This is a genomic window from Streptacidiphilus sp. PB12-B1b (assembly GCF_014084125.1).
In the GTDB taxonomy this organism is placed as follows: domain Bacteria; phylum Actinomycetota; class Actinomycetes; order Streptomycetales; family Streptomycetaceae; genus Streptacidiphilus.
Genome location: NZ_CP048405.1, coordinates 2,039,062 through 2,062,053 on the forward strand (window position 1 = coordinate 2,039,062; position 22,992 = coordinate 2,062,053).

The 22,992-nt window shown below is 75.4% G+C and carries 20 protein-coding genes; 12 read left to right on the forward strand and 8 right to left on the reverse strand.

All coding sequences use genetic code 11. The annotated features are described in order from the left end of the window. The first annotated feature begins 24 nt into the window (after positions 1–24). Both GXW83_RS09285 and thiE read left to right on the forward strand, forming a co-directional pair. On the forward strand, positions 25–390 hold the full coding sequence (locus GXW83_RS09285; protein ID WP_182442601.1) for an Rv2175c family DNA-binding protein: 366 nt from the start codon (positions 25–27) through the stop codon (positions 388–390). Continuing rightward, entirely contained in the window at positions 387–1,073 is a 687-nt protein-coding gene (thiE, locus tag GXW83_RS09290) for a thiamine phosphate synthase (RefSeq protein WP_182442602.1), read from the forward strand. Before GXW83_RS09285 ends, thiE begins: the two co-directional genes overlap by 4 nt. A gap of 47 nt (positions 1,074–1,120) precedes the next feature. Here thiE and GXW83_RS09295 read toward each other — a convergent pair whose 3' ends face one another. Continuing rightward, positions 1,121–2,281 carry a polyprenyl synthetase family protein gene (locus GXW83_RS09295; protein ID WP_225446861.1) on the reverse strand — a complete coding sequence of 387 codons (1,161 nt, stop codon included), beginning with the start codon at positions 2,279–2,281 and terminating at the stop codon, positions 1,121–1,123. A gap of 160 nt (positions 2,282–2,441) precedes the next feature. Between GXW83_RS09295 and metF the strand changes: the two genes are divergently transcribed. Then, entirely contained in the window at positions 2,442–3,359 is a 918-nt protein-coding gene (metF, locus tag GXW83_RS09300; protein WP_182442603.1) for a methylenetetrahydrofolate reductase [NAD(P)H], read from the forward strand. 71 nt (positions 3,360–3,430) lie between these two features. Then, positions 3,431–4,447 carry a hypothetical protein gene (locus GXW83_RS09305; protein ID WP_182442604.1) on the forward strand — a complete coding sequence of 339 codons (1,017 nt, stop codon included), beginning with the start codon at positions 3,431–3,433 and terminating at the stop codon, positions 4,445–4,447. 47 nt (positions 4,448–4,494) lie between these two features. On the opposite strand, the gene GXW83_RS09310 is transcribed toward GXW83_RS09305, so the two are convergent. Continuing rightward, complete coding sequence (locus GXW83_RS09310) at positions 4,495–5,967, reverse strand: NAD(P)/FAD-dependent oxidoreductase (protein ID WP_182442605.1); 1,473 nt, start codon at positions 5,965–5,967, stop codon at positions 4,495–4,497. 70 nt (positions 5,968–6,037) lie between these two features. Next, entirely contained in the window at positions 6,038–6,628 is a 591-nt protein-coding gene (locus GXW83_RS09315; protein ID WP_182442606.1) for a TetR/AcrR family transcriptional regulator, read from the reverse strand. Between the two features lie 125 nt (positions 6,629–6,753). Between GXW83_RS09315 and GXW83_RS09320 the strand changes: the two genes are divergently transcribed. Then, on the forward strand, positions 6,754–8,256 hold the full coding sequence (locus tag GXW83_RS09320) for an MFS transporter (protein WP_182442607.1): 1,503 nt from the start codon (positions 6,754–6,756) through the stop codon (positions 8,254–8,256). A 510-nt stretch (positions 8,257–8,766) separates the two neighbouring features. On the opposite strand, the gene GXW83_RS09325 is transcribed toward GXW83_RS09320, so the two are convergent. After that, entirely contained in the window at positions 8,767–10,221 is a 1,455-nt protein-coding gene (locus GXW83_RS09325; protein WP_182442608.1) for a PLP-dependent aminotransferase family protein, read from the reverse strand. A 27-nt stretch (positions 10,222–10,248) separates the two neighbouring features. On the opposite strand from GXW83_RS09325, the gene GXW83_RS09330 reads away from it, so the two are divergent. The 4 genes from GXW83_RS09330 (at position 10,249) to GXW83_RS09345 (ending at position 13,147) form a co-directional block, all read left to right on the forward strand. After that, positions 10,249–10,965 (forward strand): YitT family protein, encoded by a 717-nt coding sequence (locus GXW83_RS09330; RefSeq protein ID WP_182442609.1) that lies wholly within the window; start codon positions 10,249–10,251, stop codon positions 10,963–10,965. A 116-nt stretch (positions 10,966–11,081) separates the two neighbouring features. Continuing rightward, complete coding sequence (locus GXW83_RS09335) at positions 11,082–11,672, forward strand: SAV_6107 family HEPN domain-containing protein (protein WP_182442610.1); 591 nt, start codon at positions 11,082–11,084, stop codon at positions 11,670–11,672. A 61-nt stretch (positions 11,673–11,733) separates the two neighbouring features. After that, positions 11,734–12,486: a methyltransferase domain-containing protein gene (locus GXW83_RS09340; RefSeq protein WP_182442611.1), complete on the forward strand. Its 753-nt coding sequence runs from the start codon at positions 11,734–11,736 to the stop codon at positions 12,484–12,486. A gap of 274 nt (positions 12,487–12,760) precedes the next feature. Further along, positions 12,761–13,147: a DUF3040 domain-containing protein gene (locus tag GXW83_RS09345; RefSeq protein ID WP_182442612.1), complete on the forward strand. Its 387-nt coding sequence runs from the start codon at positions 12,761–12,763 to the stop codon at positions 13,145–13,147. Between the two features lie 96 nt (positions 13,148–13,243). On the opposite strand, the gene GXW83_RS09350 is transcribed toward GXW83_RS09345, so the two are convergent. The 4 genes from GXW83_RS09350 to GXW83_RS09365 all read right to left on the reverse strand — a co-directional run bounded on the left by GXW83_RS09350 (position 13,244) and on the right by GXW83_RS09365 (position 18,839). Next, on the reverse strand, positions 13,244–15,694 hold the full coding sequence (locus GXW83_RS09350; RefSeq protein WP_182442613.1) for a DUF3488 and transglutaminase-like domain-containing protein: 2,451 nt from the start codon (positions 15,692–15,694) through the stop codon (positions 13,244–13,246). Then, positions 15,691–17,100 carry a DUF58 domain-containing protein gene (locus tag GXW83_RS09355; RefSeq protein WP_182442614.1) on the reverse strand — a complete coding sequence of 470 codons (1,410 nt, stop codon included), beginning with the start codon at positions 17,098–17,100 and terminating at the stop codon, positions 15,691–15,693. Before GXW83_RS09355 ends, GXW83_RS09350 begins: the two co-directional genes overlap by 4 nt. A 1-nt stretch (position 17,101) precedes the next feature. Next, positions 17,102–18,097 carry a MoxR family ATPase gene (locus GXW83_RS09360; protein ID WP_182442615.1) on the reverse strand — a complete coding sequence of 332 codons (996 nt, stop codon included), beginning with the start codon at positions 18,095–18,097 and terminating at the stop codon, positions 17,102–17,104. A 181-nt stretch (positions 18,098–18,278) separates the two neighbouring features. Further along, entirely contained in the window at positions 18,279–18,839 is a 561-nt protein-coding gene (locus GXW83_RS09365) for a carbonic anhydrase (protein ID WP_182442616.1), read from the reverse strand. Positions 18,840–19,575: 736 nt separating this feature from the next. Between GXW83_RS09365 and rsmH the strand changes: the two genes are divergently transcribed. Genes rsmH through GXW83_RS09380 form a run of 3 tightly spaced genes read left to right on the forward strand, consistent with a single transcriptional unit; the run spans position 19,576 to position 22,989 of the window. Next, complete coding sequence (gene rsmH / locus GXW83_RS09370) at positions 19,576–20,553, forward strand: 16S rRNA (cytosine(1402)-N(4))-methyltransferase RsmH (RefSeq protein WP_182442617.1); 978 nt, start codon at positions 19,576–19,578, stop codon at positions 20,551–20,553. A gap of 25 nt (positions 20,554–20,578) precedes the next feature. Beyond that, on the forward strand, positions 20,579–21,016 hold the full coding sequence (locus GXW83_RS09375) for a septum formation initiator family protein (RefSeq protein ID WP_370466611.1): 438 nt from the start codon (positions 20,579–20,581) through the stop codon (positions 21,014–21,016). Further along, on the forward strand, positions 21,013–22,989 hold the full coding sequence (locus tag GXW83_RS09380; RefSeq protein WP_182442618.1) for a penicillin-binding protein 2: 1,977 nt from the start codon (positions 21,013–21,015) through the stop codon (positions 22,987–22,989). The genes GXW83_RS09375 and GXW83_RS09380 overlap by 4 nt, the downstream gene beginning before the upstream one ends. The last annotated feature ends 3 nt before the right edge of the window (positions 22,990–22,992 follow it).

Below are 22,992 nucleotides of genomic sequence, written 5' to 3' on the forward strand. Positions count from 1 at the left end.
GGCCGGGGATGGCAGTCTGGGGGGGTGAGCCAGATTGATCCCAAGATTGACGCCCTGATTCCCGCCTGGATGTACATCCCCGACATCGCCGAGCAGTGGGGGGTGGTGGTGACCAAGGTGCGGCGACTCGTCGACGACGGCACCCTGATCGCCGTCCGCCGCGGCGAGAACAACGCCCTGCAGGTCCCGGCCGCCTTCATCGGCCCCAACGGCACCGTCAAGGGCATCTGCGGCCTGCTGACGCTGCTGCGCGACAGCGGCTTCACCGACGAGGAAGCCCTGGAGTGGCTGTTCACCGAGGACCCCTCGCTGCCGGGCACCCCCGCCCAGGCGCTCAACGAGAACCGGGGCACCGAGGTCAAGCGCCGCGCCCAGGCGATGGCGCTGTGACCCACGGCGCCCTGCGCGACGCCCGGCTGTACCTGTGCACCGACGCCCGCCGGGAGCAGGGAGACCTTGCCGGGTTCCTGGACGCCGTCCTGGCCGGCGGCGTGGACATCGTCCAGCTGCGGGACAAGGGCCTGGAGGCCCGGCAGGAGCTGGAGCTCCTGGAGGTCTTCGCCGACGCCTGCGCCCGGCACGGCAGGCTGCTGGCGGTGAACGACCGCGCCGACGTCGCCCACGCCGCGCGCGCCGCCCTCGGTCCCCGGCCCGAGGTGCTGCATCTGGGCCAGGACGACCTGCCGGTCCCGGCCGCCCGCGCCGTGCTCGGCCCGGACGTGCTGATCGGCCGCTCCTGCCACGCCGAGTCCGAGGTGGACGCGGCGCTGGTGCAGCCGGGCGTGGACTACTTCTGCACCGGCCCGGTCTGGCCGACGCCGACCAAGCCCGGCCGGGCCGCGCCCGGCCTCGGCCTGGTCGCCTACGCGGCCGAGCAGACCGCCAAGCGGTCGGCCGAGCAGCCGGGCGCCGAGCGGCCGTGGTTCGCCATCGGCGGGATCGACACCGGCAACCTGGAGCAGGTGCTGGACGCGGGCGCGCGGCGGATCGTCGTGGTGCGCGCGCTGACGGCCGCCGCCGACCCGCACGCCGCCGCGGCCGAGCTGGCCCGGCGGGTCCGCGAACGCGACTGACCTGCCCGGCCGCCCCGGCCGCCTCGTTCGCCGGTACCGGCTCGGGGTCAGTACCGCCTCGCCGTCGCCGCGGCGGCGAGGCGGTGCAGCACCCGGCGGGCCTCCGGCTCGGCGATCGGGGCTCCGTCCAGCGCGGTCAGCGCCTCGTGCAGCAGCCCGGTGATCCGGGCCTCGACCCGCTCCGGCGCGCCGCTGCGGGTGATCGCCGAGCGCGCCATCCGGACCTGCCGCTCGTCCATGCCGGGCGCGCCGAGCAGCTCGTCCAGCAGCCGGGCGTCCGCCGCCGAGCAGGTGGCCAGGGCCTCGGCGACCAGAAGCGTGCGCTTGCCCTCGCGCAGGTCGTCCCCGGCGGGCTTGCCGGTGACGGCCGGGTCGCCGTAGACCCCGAGCAGGTCGTCCCGCAGCTGGAACGCCTCGCCGAGCGGCAGCCCGAAGGCCCCGTAGGCGGCGATCAGCGCCGGTTCGGCCCCGGCCAGCAGCCCGCCGATCTGCAACGGGCGTTCGACGGTGTACTTGGCCGACTTGTAGTGGATCACCGTGCGGGCCCGTTCCACCGGGTCGCCGCCCAGGCGGCGGCCGGCCCCCGAGGCGGCGGGCTCCAGCACGTCCAGGTACTGCCCGGCCATGACCTCGGTCCGCATCAGGTCGAACAGCGGCTTGGCGCGGCGCACCGCCTCGCGCTCCAGCCCGCAGTCGCAGAGGAGTTCGTCGCTCCACATCAGCAGCATGTCGCCGAGCAGCACCGCTCCGGCCGCGCCGTAGCGCCCGGCGTCGCCGCGCCAGCCCCCGGCGGCGTGCAGCGCCTCGAAGCGCCGGTGCACCGAGGGCAGGCCGCGCCGGGTGTCGCTGCGGTCGATCAGGTCGTCGTGCACCAGCGCCCCGGCCTGCAGCAGCTCCAGCGCCGCCGCGGCGGCGACCGCGCCGTCCTGGTCCGCCCGGCCGCTCGCGCCGCGCCAGCCCCAGTAGCAGAACGCCGGGCGCAGCCGCTTGCCGCCGTCCAGCAGGAAGTCGCGCAGGGTGGCGGCGACCGGGGCGAGCTGCGGCGAGATCGCCGAGAGGGTGGCCTCCTGGCGGTCCAGGAAGCGGCCCAGCGCGCCGTCCACCCGCTGCCGCAGCCGCTCCTCGTCCACGGGGTTGCCCAGGGCCGGGGCGTCGTCGGCGGTCGGCGCGTCGGCGCTCAGCTGGTGGGCGGTACGGGTGCGGGGCACGGGTGATCTCCGAGCGGTACGAGGAAAACCAGCGTAACCCCCGGCCCCCGGCGGCTCGGGAACCCCTCCCGTACCGCCCGCCCGGAAGCGCCGCGACAGGCCGTATCAGCAAGTGGACAAACGATTCATATTCGCTGCGGGCGACGGATAACCTGCCCCTATGGCTCTCGGCATCTCCAGCACAAGGAAAGACAGTGCGGTCTCGATCCGCGAACTGCTGGCGGCGGGGGACCGTTCCTACTCGTTCGAGTTCATGCCGCCGCGCAGTGCCGAGGCGGAGGTCGGCCTGTGGACGGCCATCCGCCGGCTGGAGGCGCTGTCGCCGACGTTCGTCTCGGTCACCTACGGGGCCGGCGGCTCGACCCGGGGCCGCACCGTCAACATCACCGGGCGGATCACCCAGGAGACCACGCTCACCCCGGTGGCCCACCTGACCGCGGTCGACCACAGCGTCGCCGAGCTGCGGAACATCCTGGGCCACTACGCCGACCAGGGCGTACGCAATGTGCTGGCGCTGCGCGGCGACCCGCCCGGCGACCCGCTCGGCGAGTGGGTGCAGCACCCGGAGGGGCTGACCTACGCGGCGGACCTGGTGCGGCTGGTCAAGGAGTCCGGCGACTTCTGCGTCGGCGTCGCGGCCTTTCCGGAGATGCACCCGCGCTCTCCCGACTGGGACAGCGACATCCGCCACTTCGTCGACAAATGCCGGGCGGGTGCGGACTACGCCATTACCCAGATGTTCTTCGACGTCGACAACTACCTGCGGTTCCGGGACCGGGTGGCGGCGGCCGGCTGCGAGACGCCGATCATCCCGGAGATCATGCCGGTCACCACCATCCGTTCGATGCGGCGGATCCCGGACCTCAGCACCGCCGTCTTCCCCCGGGCGTTCGCCGACCGGATGCTCGCCCACCAGGACGACCCCAAGGCGGTCCGGGCCGTCGGCATCGAGTACGCCACCGAGATGTGCCGTCGGCTGATCGCCGAGGACACCCCCGGGCTGCACTTCATGACCATGAACTTCTCCACCGTGACGTCGGAGATCTACCAGAACCTCGGACTGCACAGCCGCAGCTGAGGCCCCCGCTCAGGCCCAGCCGGTACGGTGTGCGTCACGCGCCCCGCTGAGCACATGAGGTAGGTACGCCTGTGAACGTCGGACTCGCGGTGCTGGACGCCGCGTTCGCGGTGGTCGCACTGTGGCTGCTGGGCGAGCTGCTGCTGCAGCACCGGGCGCCCGCGCACTGGCGGGCCCTGGCCCTGGCTGGGTTCCTGGTGCTGGTCGCCGGGGTGCAGTCGGGCTCGGCCGCGGAGATCGGCGCGGGCGTGCTGGCCTTCGGCGCCGGGCAGGGCATGGTGACCCGCGCGGTCAAGCGCGGCGGCGGCCCGCACTGGTCGCTGCGCGGCCGGGACGGCGCGCTGCCCGGCCCCTTGGCCCGCGTCCCGGCGCTGGAGCGGGTCTTCCCGGCGGCCGAGCTGTCCGGACCGGGCCCGGCGGCCCCGGCCCCGGCCCCGCGGGTCGGCTCGGTCGGCCCGATCGAGCTGGAGGACGACGCCCCGGCCCCCGCCGCCGACGCCCCGGAGCTGATCACCCAGGACTACGGCGGGCCGCAGGCGGAGACCGCGTACCAGCCCCAGCCCCAGCCCCAGCCGTACGGCGGCTACCCGGACCCGGCGCCCGGCTACGGCCAGGAGTACGCCCCGGCCGCCGGCTACCAGCAGGGCTACGGCGAGCAGGCCGGACAGCCGGTGCAGCCGGGGCAGGACTACGCCGGGGCGTACGGGCAGCAGTACGGGCAGCAGTTCGACCAGCAGGCCCCGGCGCAGCCCTATGCGCAGCCGTACCCGCAGCCGGACTACTACGCGCAGCAGGCCCCCGGCTACGGCTACGACCCCGGGCAGCAGCAGTCGCAGCAGCAGGGCGGGTACTACCCGGCCGTCCCCGGGCAGCAGCCCGGTTACCAGCAGGGCGGCGGCTACGACCCCGCGGGCTACCAGCAGCCCGCGCCGGGCTACTCCTACGACTACCTGGGCCAGGGGCCCGAGCAGGCGGGCTACCAGCGGCAGCCGGAGCAGCCCCAGCCCCACGCCCACCAGCCGGAGCCCCCTCAGCCCAAGCAGCCGCAGCCGCCGTACGCCGCGCCGGAGCCCTGGAACTACGGCTGACCGCCGACGCCCGACCGCCCGGCCTGGCGCCGCGCCCGCCCGCCCCGCTAGGGCGTGCCGACCAGCTCCGCCGTGACCGCCGCCGACATGCCGACCCGGGCCAGCCCGCCGCCCGGGTGGGCCGCGCCGCCGACCAGGTACAGGCCGGGGAGCGCGGTGCGGTTGGCACAGTGCAGGTAGGCGCCCCCGGCCCCGGCCAGTGCCGGGCCCGGCACCCAGCCGCCGGGCGCGCCGGTCTCCCGCTCGGTGTCGGCGGGGGTGCGGACCTCCCGCCACAGCACCCGCTCGCGCAGCCCGGGCGCGGCATGGGCCAGCACCGCGTCGGCGTAGGCGTCCGCCCGGCCCGGCGCGGTCCAGTCGTACCGCTGCTGCCCGGGGACGGTGACGGTGAGCAGCGCCGCCTCGTGCCCGGCGGGCGCGAGCGTGGGATCGTCCGGCCGCAGCAGCTGGACGGTGGGCCGGGAGCACAGCCGGGGCTCCCCGGGCCCGGCCGGGAACAGCGCGTCCAGCTCGTCCGCGCGCTCGGCGGCGTGCACCACCGTCCGGTGCGGGACGCCCTCGGGCCGCCCGCCGCGCAGCGCCAGCAGCACGGTGAACCGCCCCGGGCCGTCCGCCGCCTCCGCCGTAGGGGTCTGCGCCGGTGGCCCGGCCTGGGTGGTCAGGGCGCCCGGGGGGCAGTCGGCGACCACCGCGTCGGCGTCCAGCTTCTCGCCGCCGGCGAGCAGCACGCCCTCGACCCGGCTCCCGCCCAGCACCTCGGCCACCGGGGCGCCGAAGCGCAGCTCCACCCGGCGCTGTTCGCAGCGGCGCAGCACGGCGTCGGCCAGGGCCCGCATGCCGCCGGTGACGTACCAGACGCCGAAGCTCTGCTCCATGTACGGCAGGCCGGTCAGCGAGGCCGGTGCCCGGCGCGGGTCGAGGCCGAAGCGCAGCGCGTACTCGTCCAGCAGCGCGGTCAGCCCGGGGTGGCGCAGCTCGCGGGCGGCCACGTCGGCGAGGGTGGCGACCGGGCGGCCCAGCAGCCGGCGGCGCCTGGCCGGGAGGTACGGGTCCTGGTGCAGCGCCGAGGGGTCGTCCGGCAGCGGCTCCTCCAGCAGCGGGCGGCGGGTGGCCTCCCACACGCCGCGGCCGCGCTCCAGCAGCTCGCCCCAGCGGACTCCGGCGCCCGCGCCCAGGGCGTCGTCCAGCGCCTGGACCACACCGGCCCGGGAGGCGTTGGCGAGCGCGAAGCGGGTGCCGTCCGGCAGCAGGTGCACGCTGCCCGGGTCCACCGGGCGCAGCTCGACCTCGTCCTCCAGCCGGGTGCGGCCGGTCTTGAGCATCAGGTCGCGGTAGACGGCGGGCAGGGTGAGCAGGGTCGGGCCGGTGTCGAAGCGGAAGCCCTCCCGCTGGAACTGCCCGACCATGCCGCCGTGGGTGGGCCCGGCCTCGCAGAGGGTGACCCGGTGCCCGACCGTGGCCAGCCGTGCCGCGGCTGCGAGACCGCCCATACCTGCGCCGATGACGACGATGCGTGCCATGGGAAGCGATCCTATGCGCGCGGCGGCGCGCCGCCGCCGGGGGCCCGGCGGCGGCGCCCGGCGCCCGCGCTCAGGGGTGGGTCCGCAGGCCGTCCATGACCAGGTCCACCAGCCGGTCCGGGTCCACCTGCTTGCCGCTGTCGCAGGCCCAGGTGATGCCGCCGATCAGCATCAGCACCTCGGTGGCGGTGACGTCGGCCCGGATGCGACCGCCCGCCTGGGCCCGGGCCAGCAGGTCCGCGGCGGTGCTCTGGAGCACCTTGCCGGGGCTCTCCTTGGGCGAGCCGGTGGGCAGCAGGGCGGCGGCCAGCCCGCGGAACACCGCCACATGGGCGACCAGCCGCCGTAGCCAGACGGCCAGCGCCTCGGCTGGGTCGGGGGAGTCGCGCAGCGGTTGGGCCTCGGTCAGCACCGACTCCATCCACTGCTCCATCACGGCTTCCAGCAGGTCCTGACGGGTGGGGAAGTGCCGGTAGAGGGTTCCGGGGCCGACCTCGGCGCGCTTGGCGATGTCGTCGAGCGAGGCATTGGCGCCGTTCTCACTGAACGACTGGGTGGCCGCCGCCAGCAGCCGTTCGTAGTTGCGGCGGGCGTCGGCGCGCATGGGGCGCGGGGGGCGTACGGCCCCCGGGGCTGTGCGGCGCACGTCGGCTTCGTTCATGCCTCATCCCAGGGTTGATAAACGGAGGGCATCTCCGTATCGTCGTCAGTGGAACCGGAGAATCTCTCCGTTTGCGTTCCCTTCCTTCGCCATGACCCCGTGTCCGCCCCTTCCGCAGGAGAGTCATGTCCGAGAACATCATCGCCCCCCGCACCGCCCGATCCGAAGACGTCGGAGCGGGTGAATTGCGTCGGCAGTTCGAATCACCACCGCTCACGACACCACCTCCGCCCCCTGGGCCGCACCGGCCCGGCCTCGCCCTCGCCGTGATCCTGGCCTGCCAGCTCATGGTGATCCTGGACGCCACCGTGGTCTCCATAGCCCTGCCCGGCATCCAGCGCACCCTGCACTTCTCCACCGCCGGGCTCTCCTGGGTGCAGAACAGCTACCTGCTGGCCTTCGGCGGCCTGCTGCTGCTCGGCGGCCGGTCCGGGGACATCCTCGGCCGCCGCCGGCTGCTCACCGCCGGGATCGCGCTGTTCACCCTCGCCTCGCTGCTCGGCGGCCTGGCCCAGAACCCGGCCGAGCTGCTCGCCGCCCGGGCCGTCCAGGGCATCGGCGCGGCGACCGCCGCCCCCAGCACCCTGGCGCTGATCGTCAGCACCTACCGGGAGCTCGACCAGCGGGCCCGCGCCATCGGCCTGTTCTCCAGCATGTCGGCCGGGGGAGCCGCCGTCGGCATGATCCTCGGCGGGGTGCTCACCTCGTACTTCTCCTGGCGTTCGGTGATGTTCATCAACGTGCCCTTCGGGCTGGCGGTGGTGCTGCTGGCGCCCCGGGTGATCGTCGAGCCCGAGCGGCACCGCAGCCGGCTGGACGTCACCGGCGCGCTCACCGCCACCCTCGGCACCGGCGCCCTGGTCTACGCCTTCATCCGGGCGGCCACCTCCGGCTGGGGGTCACCGGCCACCCTCGGCTGCTTCGCCGCCGCCGTCGTCCTGCTGGCGCTGTTCCTGCTGGTCGAGGCCCGCTCACCGCAGCCGCTGCTGCCGCTGCACATCATCGCCCAGCGGGTGCGCGGCGGCGGCTACCTGGCCATGCTGCTGACGGCGGCCGCCATGTTCGGGATGTTCTTCTTCGTCACCCAGTACCTGCAGCTGGTCCTCGGCTACAGCCCGCTGCGGACCGGCTTCGCCTTCCTGCCGCTGGCCGTGCTGATCTTCACCGGCGCCCGGCTGGCGCCGCGCCTGGTGCCGCGCTTCGGCGTGCGCTACTTCCTGGTCGGCGGCCCGCTGAGCGTACTGACCGGCCTGCTGCTGCTCACCCGGATCGGCCCGGACACCACGTACGCGCCGGGCGTGCTGGTGCCCATGCTGCTGTTCGGGCTGGGCGCCGGGTGCACCATGGTCCCGCTCAGCCTGACCATCCTGGCCGGCGTCCGGCCGGAGGAGTCCGGCGCGGCCTCCGGCGCCCTGCAGACCATGCAGCAGGTCGGCGGGGCCCTGGGCACCGCGGTGCTGCTCACCGTGTTCTCCTCGGCCACCCGGCACCCCGCCGCCGGGGAGAGCGCCCACGCGCTGTTCGCGCACGGCGTCTCCACCGCCATGGAGGCGGGCGCGGTGCTGATCGCCACCGCGCTGGCGATCATCGTCGGGCTGGTCCGCCCGCCCGGCCGCACCCGGCGCTGACCGCCCGCACCCCGGCCCGCGGGGGCGTGCGCGTCCATCCGCCGCCCGGCGCATCCGGGCCCGGCTCCCTGAGTAGAAGTACCTAGGACTACCCATCCGAGTGGATGAGTAGCCGTACGGATATGCCCTCGCCCGCCGGACGGGCAGAGTGGTGCCCACCGGGAAGGGCCCGGGGCCGCGAGGCCCCCCGAGCCCGCCAACCGGGCAGGCCGCGGTCGTCGGTCGCGGACGCACACGGGGGGCTCCACACCAGGGGCGACGGTGCGTCCGACGGGGGTCGGCGAACGCGGGTCCGCGCGACTGGCCCGGCACTGCACCGCCGACACGGGGCGGCGGAGCAGCAGCCCGGCCGGGGAGCGCACGGGGGATCACCGCGGCCGGGGGGAAACGGGGGGACGGGGGAGGAGCGGCGGTTGCGCGCCGGCGGAGGACTCTCCGCTGGGACGCGACCGCCGCTCCTGCACGCCCGCCCGCCGGGCCCGGTCGGTCGGCCCGCAGTCGCAGTCGGCGTCAGAGAAGGCTGAACTCGCCGGGGACGCTCGCCGACGGGCCGCCCGCGGCCGCCGCCGCCAGCCGCCGGACCGCCTCCCGGGAGACCTCCGGGGGCTGCGCGTAGGGCAGCCGGACGAAGCGCTCCAGCACCCCGTCCACGCCGAAGCGCGGGCCCGAGCCGATCCAGACGCCGAACCGCTCCGCCGCCGTGGCCAGCGCGCTGCCGCCGGGGCCGGCGTCGTCGGTGCGCACCCACAGCGAGAGTCCGCCGCCCGGCACCCGGAACGTCCAGCCGGGGAGCTCTTGCCGCACCGCGGCCACCAGCGCGTCCCGCTGCTCCCGCACCCGCCGCCGCTGGAAGGCCAGCAGCTCGGGCAGGGCCTCGGCCAGCAGGTGCCGCACCGCCAGCTGCTCCACCACCGGGGAGCAGACGTCCATGCTGGAGCGGTCCGCCGCCAGCCGCCGGATCAGCTCAGGCCGGGCCCGGATCCAGCCGATCCGCAGGCCGCCCCAGAAGGTCTTTCCGGCCGAGCCGATGGTGATCACGCTGCCGGTCCGGTCGAAGGCCGCCAGCGGGCGCGGCGCCGGCGGCCCGTCCGGCTCCAGCGACAGCTCGGCCATGGTCTCGTCGACGATCAGCTGGGTGCCGGTGGCCCGGGCCAGCGCCACCAGCTCCTGCCGCTGCTGCTCGGGCATCAGCAGTCCGGTCGGGTTCTGGAAGTCCGGGATGACGTAGGCCAGCGCGGGCGCGGCCTCGCGCAGGGTCCGGCTCCAGGCGTCCAGCTGCCAGCCGTCCTCGGCCAGCGGCACCGGCACCGCCCGCGCCCCGCCGAAGCGGATGGCCTGCAGCGCGTTGGCGTAGCTGGGCGACTCCACCGCGATCCGCTCCGCCGGGCCGGACAGCCGCAGCAGCAGGGACAGCGCCCCGGCCGCCCCGGCGGTCACCATCACCTGCTCCGGCCCGGTCGGCAGCCCGCGCCGGGTGAAGCGGTCGGCCACCGCCTGCCGCAGCACCTGCAGCCCGAACGGGAAGTCGCCGTGGGTGCGGGTGTAGCTGGGCAGCTCGGCCACGGCCGCCGCCATGGCCTCGGAGATCCACGGCTCCGGCGCGGACAAGGCGGCCACGCCCAGGTCGATCACCCCGCCGCCGTCGGTCGGGAACGGCGAGAGCCCGGCCACCGGCATCGGCCGCCCGGCGGGCAGCGCCGTCCAGCTGCCCGCGCCCCGGCGGCTGGCCAGGAACCCCTCCGCCCGCAGCAGCTCGTACGCGGCAGCGACGGTGGTCCGGCTCACCCCCAGCGCCGCCGCCAGCTCGCGCTCGGACGGCAGCCGGGTCTGCACCGGCACCCGCCCGTCCAGGACCAGCGTGCGCAGCGCCCCGCCGAGCGAGCGGTAGGCGCTCTCCCGGCCCTGCTGCCAGTCGCCCAGCGCCCGGTCGAGCTGCGCCGCGCCGATCGACGACCGTGCGGTCATCAGCAGTCCACCTTCCACGGATTGGCTATGGAGTACCGGTCCAATGCCGCCCAGGATGGCAGCAGAACCAAGCCAAAGCCAAGGGGGGACCCCGTGATCCGCCGCCTCACCCAGCTCTACACCGGCCTGGTGCTGTACGGGGCCAGCATGGCCCTGCAGATCAGGGCCGCCCTCGGACTCGACCCCTGGGACGTCTTCCACCAGGGCCTGACCCGCCACCTCGGGCTGTCCTTCGGCGTGGTCACGATGATCGTCGGCGCGGCCGTGCTGTTGCTGTGGATCCCGCTGCGCCAGTGGCCCGGCCTCGGCACGGTCAGCAACGTGGTGGTCATCGGGCTGTCGGTGAACGAGGTGCTCGCCCTCGTCCCGGCCCTGCACGGGGTGCTGCTGCGGGCCGTGCTGCTGGCCGCCGCCATCGTGCTGAACGGCGTGGCGGGCGGCCTGTACATCGGCGCCCGGCTCGGCCCCGGCCCCCGGGACGGCCTGATGACCGGCGTCTGCCGGCGGACCGGGCGCTCGGTGCGGCAGGTCCGCACCGCCATCGAGGTGACCGTGCTGCTGATCGGGCTGCTGATGGGCGGCAGCGTCGGCGTCGGCACGCTGGCCTACGCGCTGGCCATCGGCCCGCTGGTGCAGCTGTTCCTGCCGCTGTTCACCGTCCCCGAGCCGGCCCGGCCCGGGCCCGCTACTCCGCCCCGGACGCTGCCCGCACAGCCGCCGGTGGAGGCCGCACTACGCCCCTGAGCTGTGGCGGAGCCGCTCCCGGCGGGCATTGTCAGTGGTGGGGTGCAGCATGTCGGTGAGGGCCTGACGGCCCCGTCGACTGCTGGACTGTCATCGCACGGGAGGGCTGAACGACCATGGGCGAGAAGGCGAACTCCACAGCGCACGTGCTGCTGCTGCCGTTGCAGACCACCACCGGCACGGGCAGCGGATCCGGCACCGCGAGCGCGGCCCGGCCCTACCGCCCGGCCGAGGACGTCCACCCGGTGCTGCGGCGGGCCGGGGCCCCGCCCGCCGCGCTGGACCTGCTCGCCCAGGCCAACCGGGGCCTGGCCGAGGCCCGCACGCTCGAAGGGCCGCTGGAGCGCTACGCCACCGCGCACCTCGCGGCGCTGCGGGCCTCCGCCGCCGTGCTCGCCGTGCGCGCCCGCCCGGAGGAGGGCCCGCGCAAACGCAAGCGCATCCGCAGCGCCTGGGAGGTCCTGCCCGAGGTCGCCCCGGAGCTGGCCGAGTGGGCGGTCTACTACGCCGCCGGGGCCGGCAAGCGGGCCGCCGCCGACGCCGGGATCGCCTCCGCCGCGTCCGCGCGCGAGGCCGACGACCTGATCCGCAACACCGCGCTGTTCATCCGCATGGTGCAACGGCTGCTGGCGCTGGAGCCGGGGCGCCGTCCGGCCGACCGGACCGCCCCGGGGGCGGACCGGTCCCGGATGCCCCGCACCGGCTGATCCGACCCCGGCAACCCGTACAGTGGGGGCCACCCGCCGCCCCAGCCGAGGAGCAGATCCCGTGTACCCGACGCGTCCCCGCAGCTCCCTCCGGACCGCCGTCGTCTGGGAGGTGCTGCGCGCGGCCCTGTCCCGCCGCGCCGAGGAGCTGGGCCGACCCGTGCTCGACGTGCTGGACACCGGCGGCGGCACCGGCAACTTCGCCGTGCCGGTGGCCCGGCTGGGCCACCGGGTGACCGTGGTCGACCCCAGCCCGGACGCGCTGTTCGCGCTGGAGCGCCGGGCCGCCGAGGCCGGCGTCACCGACCTGGTCCGCGCCCTTCAGGGGGACACCCAGACCCTGCCCGACCTGGTCGAGCCGGCCGGGGTGGACGCGGTGCTCTGCCACGGCGTGCTGGAGGTCGTGGACGACCCGGCCGAGGCCCTGGGCCAGCTGACCGCCACCCTGCGCAAGGGCGGCCTGGTCAGCCTGCTCGCGGCCAACCGCAACGGCGTGGTGCTCGCCCGCGCCATCGCCGGGCACTTCGCCGAGGCCCGCAACGCCCTCGGCGACCCGGACGGCCGCTGGGGCGACAGCGACCCGATGCCGCGCCGCTTCACCGTCGAGGAGCTGCGCGGCCTGGCCGACGCGGCCGGTCTGCAGACCACCTCGGTGCACGGCGTGCGGATCTTCGCGGACCTCGTCCCCGGCGTTCTGGTGGACACCGAGCCGGGCGCGCTGGAGGCCCTGCTCGCGCTGGAGCAGGCCGCCGCCGAACAGCCCGCCTTCCACGCCGTCGCCACCCAGGTGCACCTGCTCGCCGAGCTGCGCTGAGCGGCCGTCCGACCCTCCGAAAACCCCCGGTCGGAACGTATGATTCGGGTGAAGCCGGCAACGCATGACCGCCCCGCGCCTGGGGCATACGGAACACAGCGGGATCCGCAGGGTCGCGCGGTTCGTTGACTCGACGAGTGTGTTCCCGGTCCTGGCCGCGGCGGTGTGCAGTGGGGTGGGTATCCCGGAGGTGACTCCGCGCCTATCCTGAGGAGACCGTCCGTCCTGACGGGGACGGCGGTGGTCGCCACGGCGACCAGAGGAGGAGGACGACGTGCCGCTCTCGGAGCACGAGCAGCGTCTGCTCGAGCAGATGGAGCGGGCGCTGTACGCCGAGGACCCCAAGTTCGCTACAGCGCTCGAAGGTACGGGCCTGCGGGCCCGCACCCGCCGGACGGTCTACTGCGCCGCCGCCGGTTTCGTCGTCGGTGTCGCCCTGCTGGTGGGCGGAGCGGTCACCAAGCACGACTGGATCAGCCTGGTCGGCCTGCTGGTCATGCTGGGCAGCGCCGCACTGGCCGTCGTCGGCTGGCGCCGGGCCCCGCGCCTGGGCGTGGCCGACCCCCGCACCGGGGCGCCGCTGCGCCGCCGCAAGCCCAGCCGGACCACCGTGGTCGACCGGATGGAGCAGCGCTGGCAGCGCCGTCAGCACGACCAGTAGCAGCCGCGACCGGGCGCAGCGGCGGGCGCACAGTCCGCTTCGCGCCCGCCCCCGCCCGATGAACCGCCCCGAGCCCCGACCGCCTCCGGCCGGGGCTCAGCCGTGTCCGCCCGCGCCGCCGTTCCGATCCGCACCGCTGCTCCCGCCCGTACCGCCGCGCCGCAGCAGTCGGCGCGCCCCCGCCCGGGCCGAGGCCCCGGCGGCGCGCAGCGGGTCGCGCACCGCCCGCCGGAGCGCCCCCCGGGCCCCGGCCCGGACGCGCTGGTTGAGCCGGGCCCCGGAGGGCGGCAGCAGCACCGCCCGGGCCCGGGTGCGCCGGTCGGCGGAGGCGCGCAGCCCGGAGCGCACGGTGCGGACGTCCTGCTGCAGGCTGGGCGGGGTGGACGCGTCCGGCGCGTAGAGCACCTGCTCGGTGGCGAGGGCCACCCGGCCCACGGCGGCCCGCTGGTCCTGGCCCAGCGCGCCCAGTTCGGCGATCCGGGCGGCGGCGCGGCGCGGGGTGTCCGCGCCGTCCGGCGGGATGCCCAGGTCCCAGGCGGAGTCCACCATCTCCTGCCAGGCGGCCAGCACCTGGGCCTCGGTGAGCCGGTCCGGCTGCGGCCGCAGCCGGGCCCGGCGGGTGCCCAGCCGCCAGACCATCGGGACCAGCAGCAGGAGCAGCACCAGCCCGGCCGCTGCGACCAGTGCCAGTTCCAGCGGGTCCGGCCCGGAGTCGGTGCCGGTGCCGGCGGTGGCCGACGGTGCCCTGGTGACGCTGCACTCGCCCGCGCGGGCCTGGTGCGGCGGGCAGATCGCGGACCCGGTCGGCTTGGCGGCGGGGGCGGTGTCGTTCACGGCCGGGCTGGTGGCGGAGCCGCTGCCGGTCGCTCCGGCGGTGTCGACCGTGTAGTCCGGGGCCACGCCGATGGTGGGGGTGGGCTCGAAGCGCAGCCAGCCCACGCCGGAGAAGTACAGCTCCGGCCAGGCGTGGGCGTTCTTGGTGCCGACGATCCAGGTGCCGTCGGGCTGCTGGGCGCCGGGGGTGAAGCCGATGGCCACCCGCGCCGGGATGCCCAGCGAGCGGGCCATCGCCGCCATGGTGGCGGCGAAGTGGACGCAGAAGCCCTGCTTGTTCTTCAGGAACTCGGCCATGGCGTCGGCCCCGGTGTCCCCGGTGACCTGCGTGTTGTAGGTGAACCCGCCGGTGGTGGTGAACCAGTCCTGCAGGTCCACCGCCTTGGCGTAGGCGCTGGTGGCGCCCTGGGTCACGGCCAGCGCGTCGGTGCGGACGATGGCGGGCAGGTCCTTGGGCAGCGCGGTGTAGGTCTTCAGCACCGACGCGGGCGGCGCCGGGGCGTCCGCCAGCTCCTGGCCGGTGGGCCGCAGCACCAGGCTGGTGACGGTGTAGTGCAGGTCGGCGGCGGTGGTGCCGGTGTCGCCGCCGACCAGGGTGCGGCCCTCCGGCTCGTACTTCCAGTCCCCGGCCACCTGGACGCCGGTGGCCGGGTACGGCATCGGCAGCCACTGCTGGGAGTAGCCCGGCTGGGTGGTGATGCCGGTGCTCATGGTGCCCTGCGGGACGCCGGGGGCCAGGCCGTCCGGGGCGGGCAGCGGCGAGGGCGGGTTCTCCACCTGGTGGGTGCTGGTGGTCCAGGCGACGCCGTTGAACTCGTCCAGGTCCACGATCCGCAGGTACTGGTCGCTGGGGGTGTCGGAGTTGGTGGTGTAGGTCAGCACCGTCTGGTTGGTGGGCTGGTTCAGCGTCTGCGCGATCGAGGCCAGCGGGTTGACGGCGGTGACGATGGAGCCGCCGAGCCCGGAGCCGTTGTGGCCGATCCCGCCGATCAGCCCGCCGCCCAGCGGCGGCAGGCCCAGCGGCAGCAGCAGGCCGACCGCCAGCGCCAGCGAGGCGATGCGGTAGCCGGTGGCGCTGAACGGGTTGCCGCCGGTGGTCCCGGCCAGGGTGGCCGGGGTGCCGTGGAAGACCCGGCCCCAGCGCGAGAGCCGGTCCCGGCCCTCGGCCATCAGCAGCGACAGGTAGCCGAACGCCGCCAGTAGGAACCACAGCCAGATCGGGCCGGTGCTGTGCAGCCCGGTGCCGACCGAGTACAGCGCCAGCAGCGGCAGCCCGGTCAGCGCGACCCGCTGGTAGGTCACCGCCAGGGTGTCCACCACCAGCCCGATCAGGGTGACCGCGCCGACCAGGATCAGGGTCAGCCCGGCATGGGCGGGCGCGGGCGCGGCGTACTCGCCCATGTCGTGGAAGCCGCCGCTGAGCAGGTCGCCCAGCCGGGTGAAGGCGCCCGGCCCGGGCAGGAAGCCGAGGAACGCCTGCCCCCGGACGAAGGTCACGGTGAGCAGCAGGATGACGACCACCAGCTGCAGCACCGGCGTCAGCGGCCGGGGCGCGCCCAGCCGCCGCAGGCCCAGGCCGGCGCCGGTGGCGGCGGCGACCATCAGCGCGGCCTGCAGCAGCCAGCCGGCCGGGCTGACCAGCGGCCACAGGCAGAACGAGGTCAGGACCGTCGCGGCGGCCGCGTGGACCGCGATACGGGTGCGGCCGTTCACGCCTGTTCCCTTTCCGTCCAGTACGCGTCGGCCCCGGAGTGGGCCCCGGGGGCGGAGGCCCGGTCGGCCTGCCGCCACAGGTCCGGGAGCGCGTCCCCGGAGCGGGCGCTGAGCACCGACCAGCCGGACTCGCGCAGCAGCCGCTGCTGCCGCTGGTGGCCGTCCTCGCGGCTGTCGCCCCGGACGGAGCCCGGCCCGCCGGGCCCGCCGTGCGAGCCGCCCGGAATGCCCGGCCCGGCCGCGCCGGTGTGGCCCAGCCCGCGCAGCAGTGTCCAGCTGTCGCTGTCCAGCAGCACGGCGATGGCCGCCGAGGCGCGGCGGCGCAGCCGGGCCAGCTCGGCGACCTGCTCGTCCTCCAGGTGCCCGAGCAGCGCCACCACCAGGCCCTCGCCGCCCAGCCGCAGCACCTCCTCGGCGGGCGCGAGCCCCTGCCCCGGGGAGGCGTCGACCAGGGCCAGGCAGTCCAGCAGCACCCCGGCGGCCTCGGCGGAGGCGCCGCCGAGGCTGCCGGCGCTGGAGCCGGTGACGGCGTCGCCGTCGTCGGTGAGCAGCCGGACGGTGTAGCCGCGCTCCAGCAGGTGCAGGCCGATCGAGGCGGCGGCGCTGACCGCCCACTCGAAGGAGGAGGCCGGGCCGCTGCCCCGGTGCCCGGCGGCGCGGGTGTCCAGCAGCACGGTGGCGCGGCTGCGCAGCGGCGCCTCCTCGCGGCGGACCATCAGCTCGCCGTACTTGGCGGTGGAGCGCCAGTGGATCCGCCGCAGGTCGTCGCCGTGCCGGTACTCGCGCGGCACCGCGTCGTCCTCCCCGGCCAGGGCGACGGCGCGGGAGTGGCTGTCGCCGTAGCCGGTCCACTCGCCGCTGAGCCGGATCGCCGGGAGCGGCTGGACCTGCGGGACGACGGTCAGGGTGTCCGAGGCGCTGAAGGAGCGGGTGAGCTCGCACATCCCGAAGGCGTCGCCGAGGCGCAGTTGCAGCGGCCCCAGCGGGTAGCGTCCGCGCAGGTCGGAGCGGACCCGGTAGGAGACCTCGCGGTGGCCGTGCGGCTCCACCCGGTCCAGCACGAAGCGCGGGCGCGGGCCCAGCACGTAGGGGACTCGGTCCTCCAGCATCAGCAGCCCGGTGGGCACCCGGGAGACGTTGTCCACCCGCAGGTGCACCCGGGCCTCCTGCCCGGCCGGGGTGCGGCTGGGCGAGAGCCGGCGTCCGCTGGCGACCCGGTACCGGGTGCGCATCAGCAGCAGGGCGCTGACCAGCGGCAGCGCGGTGGTCAGCAGGCCGATGCTGAGCAGCGCCTGCTGTCCGAGCAGGTAGGCGCAGAGCACCGCGGTGATCCCGGCGGCCAGGAAGGACCGCCCGCGGGTGGTCAGACCGTGCAGGGCCGTCCGCCAGGCGGGGGTGGCCGCCATGTCAGCGCCCCAGGCGGGGGATGGGCAGCTGCATGACCAGGTCGCGGACGACCTGCTCGGTGGTGCGCCGGCCCAGCTGGGTCTCGGCGGTGGGCAGCAGCCGGTGCGCCAGCACCGGCACCGCCAGGGCCTGCAGGTCGTCCGGGATGACGTACTGGCGGCCGTCCAGGGCGGCGGCCGCGCGGGCGGCCCGCAGCAGGTGCAGGGTGGCCCGGGGGGAGGCCCCGAGCCGCAGCTCGGGGGAGGTGCGGGTGGCGCCGACGATGGCCACGGCGTAGCGGCGCAGCTCGTCCGCGACGTGCACGCCGCGAACCACCTCGATCAGCTTCTCGATGTCGTCGGCATGCGCGACCGGCCGCAGGTCGTCCAGCGGGGATACCCCGCCGTGGACGTCCAGCATCTGCAGCTCGGCCTCGGCGCTGGGGTAGCCGATGGAGATCCGGACCATGAACCGGTCGCGCTGGGCCTCGGGCAGCGGGTAGGTGCCCTCCATCTCCACCGGGTTCTGGGTGGCGACGACCATGAACGGCGAGGGCAGCGGGTAGCTGGTGCCGTCCACCGTGACCTGGCCCTCCTCCATGGACTCCAGCAGCGCGGACTGGGTCTTGGGGGAGGCCCGGTTGATCTCGTCGCCGACGACGATCTGGGCGAAGATCGCGCCGGGCTTGAACTCGAAGTCGCGGCGGTTCTGGTCGAAGACGCTGGTGCCGGTGATGTCGGAGGGGAGCAGGTCCGGAGTGAACTGGATGCGCCGCACCGTGCAGTCCACCGAGCGGCCGAGGGCCTTGGCGAGCATGGTCTTGCCGACCCCGGGGACGTCCTCGATCAGCAGGTGGCCCTCGGCGAGCAGGACGGTCAGGGCGAGTCTGACGACGTCGGGCTTGCCCTCGATGACGCTCTCCACGGAGGAGCGGATGCGCTCCACCACGGCTCCGAGCTCCGCCAGCCCCGCCGCGCGGGGCTGGCCGAGACTTGCCTGCTCGTTGAAGGTTGTCACCCGGTTGCTCCTCGGCCCGATTACGGGGCCGTCACCTTGTCCCCGGTTCGGGCCCACCCGTGAGCGCATTGTTCCCTGTACAGGGGGTTCCCGTCACTCGACCGGGCTATCCGGGTCCGTTCGGGCAGAGGAGCCGGTTGCGTTTGGTCCGCTATGCGGCCATACGTCTGACGGTACCGCGTCAGGCCGTGGGCTCGACCTCGCGCAGCAGCCCGGTGCGGACGTCGAAGACGAATCCGCGGATGTCCTCGCGGTGCAGCAGGAACGGCGAGGTCCGCACCCGGGCCATGGACTGGCGGACGTCCTGGTCCAGGTCGGTGAAGGACTCCAGCGCCCAGGACGGCCGGATGCCCACCTCCTCCTCCAGCTCCCGGCGGAAGTCCTCGGTGAGGCTGAGCAGGCCGCAGCCGGTGTGGTGGATCAGCGCTATCGACCGGGTGCCGAGGGCCCGCTGGCTGACCGTGAGCGAGCGGATGGTGTCGTCGGTGACCACGCCGCCGGCGTTGCGGATGACGTGGCAGTCGCCGAGGCTCAGCCCGAGCGCGGCGTGGACGTCGAGCCGGGCGTCCATGCAGGCGACCACCGCCACCTTCTGGACCGGGCGGGCGTCCATGCCGCCGTCGCGGTAGGCGGCGGCGTAGACGCGGTTGCGGGCGACGAAGCTGTCGATGATGGACGCAGGCTCGGCGGTGTCGTCGCCGACGGAGCCGGTGGCGGGGGACAGAGGAGGAGTCGCAGTCATACCCCTGACCGTAGTGGGAACGGCAGTCCCGCGGTGAGTCGGCGGGCGGGCGTGGCGGGGCGCTGTGACGCACTCCATAGGCGCGGCCCGGCGGCGGCACCCCGGCCGGCCCGCGGTGCCGCGGCCTGCGGGCCGTCCGCGCGGCGGCTGCTCCATTGGCGTGACGCCGCCCCGGACGCCGCCCGGACGACCCCGGACGCCGCTCCGGCACCCCCCGGCACCCCGCGCGTCCGGAGGCGGCGCGGGCGGCGCGCCGAGCAGCGCCGCGCGCCCCCACAGCTTCGGAAAACCGGCTGCGACCTGCGCTTTTCCCGGGCCGCGCCGGGGGGCGTGCGCCGTCGCATCCGGTTGACCCGGGGGAGGCGTGGAGTAAAGTGACGCACCATCGAGCGAGTGTCCTCCCGTGGCCCACGGGAGCCGCCGCTCGCCCCGGCGTGGTCCGCCCCGGGCGCTGCCCGTACGCACCGTCCCGGCCTCCACCCGCTCCTTGCCCGCTGACGCCCCTTCCCCGGCGCCAGAAGGCCCTTCCCCAAGGTGAGCGGGCGGGGACCAGGCAGTGCGTGCCGGCGCCCGGCCGCGGTCCGCCGACGCGGAGCGCGGCCCGGCGCTGCTGTACAGTTCCGTAGCCACCGGGCGGGCCGTGACGCGCCGGCCCCCGTGCCGGGGCGGACGCCGCCGGAGCGGATCCCCGCCCAGGCCGAGCAGTCCCCCGCAGACGCAGTCCAGAGAGGCGATCATGAGCACCGGCCACCAGGCCCCCGAGGCCAAGCACGTGCCGGTGATGCTCCAGCGCTGCCTGGACGTCCTGGCCCCGGCCCTGGCCGACCGCCCCGGTGCGGTCGTCGTCGACGCCACGCTGGGCCTCGGCGGCCACAGCGAGGCGCTGCTGCGCACCTTCCCCCAGGCCAGGCTGGTCGCGGTGGACCGCGACCCGCAGGCGCTGCGGCTGGCCGCCGAGCGGCTGGCGCCGTTCGGCGAGCGGGCCACCCTGGTGCACGCCGTGTACGACGAGATCCCCCGGGTGCTGGCCGACCTCGGCATCCCGGAGGTCCACGGCGTCCTGTTCGACCTGGGCGTCTCCTCGATGCAGCTGGACGAGGCCGACCGGGGCTTCGCCTACGCCCAGGACGCCCCGCTGGACATGCGGATGGACCAGACGACCGGGATGAGCGCGGCCGAGGTCCTGAACACCTACTCGCACGGCGACCTGGCCCGGATCCTCAAGGTCTACGGCGAGGAGCGGTTCGCCGGGAAGATCGCCTCGGTGATCCTGCGCGAGCGCGAGCGGGAACCGTTCAGCACCAGCGCGCGTCTGGTCGAACTGGTACGCAATGCCATCCCCGCCGCCACCCGGCGTACCGGCGGCAACCCGGCCAAGCGCACCTTCCAGGCGCTGCGGATCGAGGTCAACGGTGAGCTCGCGGTGCTGGAGCGGGCCGTACCCGGCGCCCTGGACGTGCTCGCGGTCGGCGGCCGGATCGCCGTCCTGTCCTACCACTCGCTGGAGGACCGGCTGGTCAAGCAGTTCCTCGCGGCGGGTGCGGCGGTCACCGCCCCGCCCGGCCTGCCGGTCGTGCTGGAGGAGCACCAGCCCCGCTTCAAGCTGCTGACCCGGGGTGCGGAGACGGCGACCGAGCAAGAGATTGCCGAGAACCGTCGCGCCACCCCGGCTCGGCTGCGTGCAGCAGAGAGAATCAGGCTGACAGAGAAGTAGTCCGGACGGGCAGGAGGGGACTGCGGTGGCTGTGGGAAGAGTCGCGGGCGAGGCGGTCCCGGCCCGGTCGCGCCCCTCGGCGGCGGGCCGGACCGGCAGGTGGCCGGGGCGGGCGGCCCGGCGGCCGGGCCGCCGCCCGGGCGGACGCGGCCCCTTCGCCGCGCTGGTGGCGCTGCTGCTGTCGGGCGGCCTGGTCGGGCTGCTGCTGCTGAACACCGCCCTGAACCAGGGCTCGTTCCAGCTGAGCCGGCTGCAGCAGACCACCACCCGGCTGACCGACGAGCAGCAGGGCCTGCAGCAGCAGATCGCCGACTGGTCCGCGCCGGACGCCCTGTCCGCCCGCGCCCGCCAGCTCGGCATGGTCCCCGGCGGCGTCCCGGCGTTCCTGCGCGACGACGGCTCGGTGCAGGGCAGTCCGCAGCCGCTCAGCCCGCAGCCGTCGGCCCCGGGCGGCAACGGATGAGCACCCCGCGCCGGCCCCAGCCGCCCCGCCGCCCCTCCGCCCGGGCGGGCGCCCGCCCCTCCGCCGGGGCCCGCGGCCGCCCGGCCCCGCCGCCCCCGGCGGCGCTGCGGCTGGGCTCGCCCAAGCGCCGGCTGCGGGCGGCGACCTTCGCCCTCGGCGCCGCCTTCGCGCTGTTCGCCGGCCGGCTGGTGCAGCTGCAGCTGGTGGACTCCTCCGCGCTGGCCGCCGAGGCCAATGTGAACCTCTACCAGACGGTCACCCTTCCGGCGCAGCGCGGCACCATCACCGACGACTCCGGGGTGGTCCTGGCCACCACCGTCGACGCCTACGACGTCACCGCCGACCCGTACATGTTCACGCCGGGGCAGGCGCACATCCCGGACGCCCCGGCCCGCGCCGCCGACCTGCTCGCCCCGATGCTCGGGGTGGACGTGGCCACGCTGACCCGCGACCTGACCTACACCGGCGCCGGCGACCGGTACACGCTGCTGGCCAAGCAGCAGTCCCCGCAGACCTGGAACCAGATCACCGCGATGGAGAACCGGCTGGTCGCCGAGGCGTGGAGCGGCGCCTGCCTGACCCAGAACAACCTGGCGCTGAAGGCGGGCGCGGCCGGCCGGGTGGACGAGGACTGCGCCAACGTCCTGAACGGCGTCTTCCACCAGAAGGACACCCGGCGGGTGTACCCGGACGGCGGCCTGGCCGCCAACGTCCTCGGCTTCGTCAACGCCGACGGCCGGGGCGCGGGCGGCCTGGAGGAGCAGTACAACGCCCTGCTGGCGGGCAGGAACGGCAAGACCACCTACGCCCAGTCCGGCGGGCAGGAGGTGCCCACGGCGGGCGACTCCGAGACCGCGCCCGTCCCCGGCGCCGACATCCGGCTCACCCTCGACCGCGACATCCAGTGGGAGGCCCAGCAGGCCATCACCGCCGAGGTGAAGGCGGCCAAGGCGGAGAAGGGCTACGTCATCGTCCAGGACGTCACCAACGGCAGGATCCTGGCCATGGCGACCGCTCCCGGCTTTGACCCCAACGACCTGGACCGGGCCGATCCGGCCGACCTGGGCAACCCGGCGCTCCAGGACGCCTACGAGCCCGGCAGCGTCAGCAAGCTGATGACCATGGCGGCGGTGCTGCAGCAGAACGTGGCCACCCCGACCACCCGGGTCACCGTGCCCGGCACACTGCTGCGGGCCGGGACGGTCTTCCACGACGACGTCGCCCACGGCACCGAGCACCTCACCCTGAGCGGGGTGCTGGCCCAGTCCTCGAACATCGGCACCATACTGGCCGCCGAGCAGCTCGGGCCGACCGAGGCCCAGGCCGACCGGGTGCTCTACAGCTACCTGACCAAGTTCGGCATCGGGCAGCCCTCCGGACTGGGCTTCCCCGGCGAGACCCAGGGCATCCTGGCGCCGCCCGCCCAGTGGTCCGGCTCGCAGCAGTACACCATCCCGTTCGGGCAGGGGCTCTCGGTGAACGCGCTGCAGACCACCTCGGTGTACTCGACCATCGCCGACGGCGGGGTGCGGATCGCGCCCACCCTGGTGGCCGGGGTCACCGGCCCGGACGGGCGGTTCGTGCCCTCGCCCGCGCCCGCGCGGACCCGGGTGGTCAGCGAGCAGACCGCGAAGACCCTGGCCGGAATGCTGCAGTCGGTGGTGGCCAGCCAGGAGGGAACCGGCATCATGGCGCAGATCCCCGGCTACCTGGTCGCGGGCAAGACCGGCACCGCGAACCGGGTCGATCCGCAGACCGGCCGCTACAGCGGCTACACCTCGTCCTTCATCGGCTTCGCCCCCGCGGACCGGCCCCGGATCACCGTCTCCTGCGTGGTGCAGGACCCAGTGGACGGGCACTTCGGCGGGGAACTGTGCGGGCCGGTGTTCAAACAGGTCATGGAGTTCGCTCTGAAGAGCCTCCAGGTGCCGCCGACCGGCGGCGCCCCGGCGAACCTGCCGGTCAACTGGTGAGTG

Coding starts and splice junctions, on each gene's coding strand:
- metF (WP_182442603.1), top strand. CDS start 2,442: ATGGCTCTCGGCATCTCCAGCACAAGGAAAGACAGTGCGGTCTCGATC.
- GXW83_RS09310 (WP_182442605.1), bottom strand. CDS start 5,967: ATGGCACGCATCGTCGTCATCGGCGCAGGTATGGGCGGTCTCGCAGCC.
- GXW83_RS09315 (WP_182442606.1), bottom strand. CDS start 6,628: ATGAACGAAGCCGACGTGCGCCGCACAGCCCCGGGGGCCGTACGCCCC.
- GXW83_RS09320 (WP_182442607.1), top strand. CDS start 6,754: ATGTCCGAGAACATCATCGCCCCCCGCACCGCCCGATCCGAAGACGTC.
- GXW83_RS09325 (WP_182442608.1), bottom strand. CDS start 10,221: ATGACCGCACGGTCGTCGATCGGCGCGGCGCAGCTCGACCGGGCGCTG.
- GXW83_RS09330 (WP_182442609.1), top strand. CDS start 10,249: ATGGAGTACCGGTCCAATGCCGCCCAGGATGGCAGCAGAACCAAGCCA.
- GXW83_RS09335 (WP_182442610.1), top strand. CDS start 11,082: ATGGGCGAGAAGGCGAACTCCACAGCGCACGTGCTGCTGCTGCCGTTG.
- GXW83_RS09355 (WP_182442614.1), bottom strand. CDS start 17,100: ATGGCGGCCACCCCCGCCTGGCGGACGGCCCTGCACGGTCTGACCACC.
- GXW83_RS09365 (WP_182442616.1), bottom strand. CDS start 18,839: ATGACTGCGACTCCTCCTCTGTCCCCCGCCACCGGCTCCGTCGGCGAC.
- rsmH (WP_182442617.1), top strand. CDS start 19,576: ATGAGCACCGGCCACCAGGCCCCCGAGGCCAAGCACGTGCCGGTGATG.
- GXW83_RS09380 (WP_182442618.1), top strand. CDS start 21,013: ATGAGCACCCCGCGCCGGCCCCAGCCGCCCCGCCGCCCCTCCGCCCGG.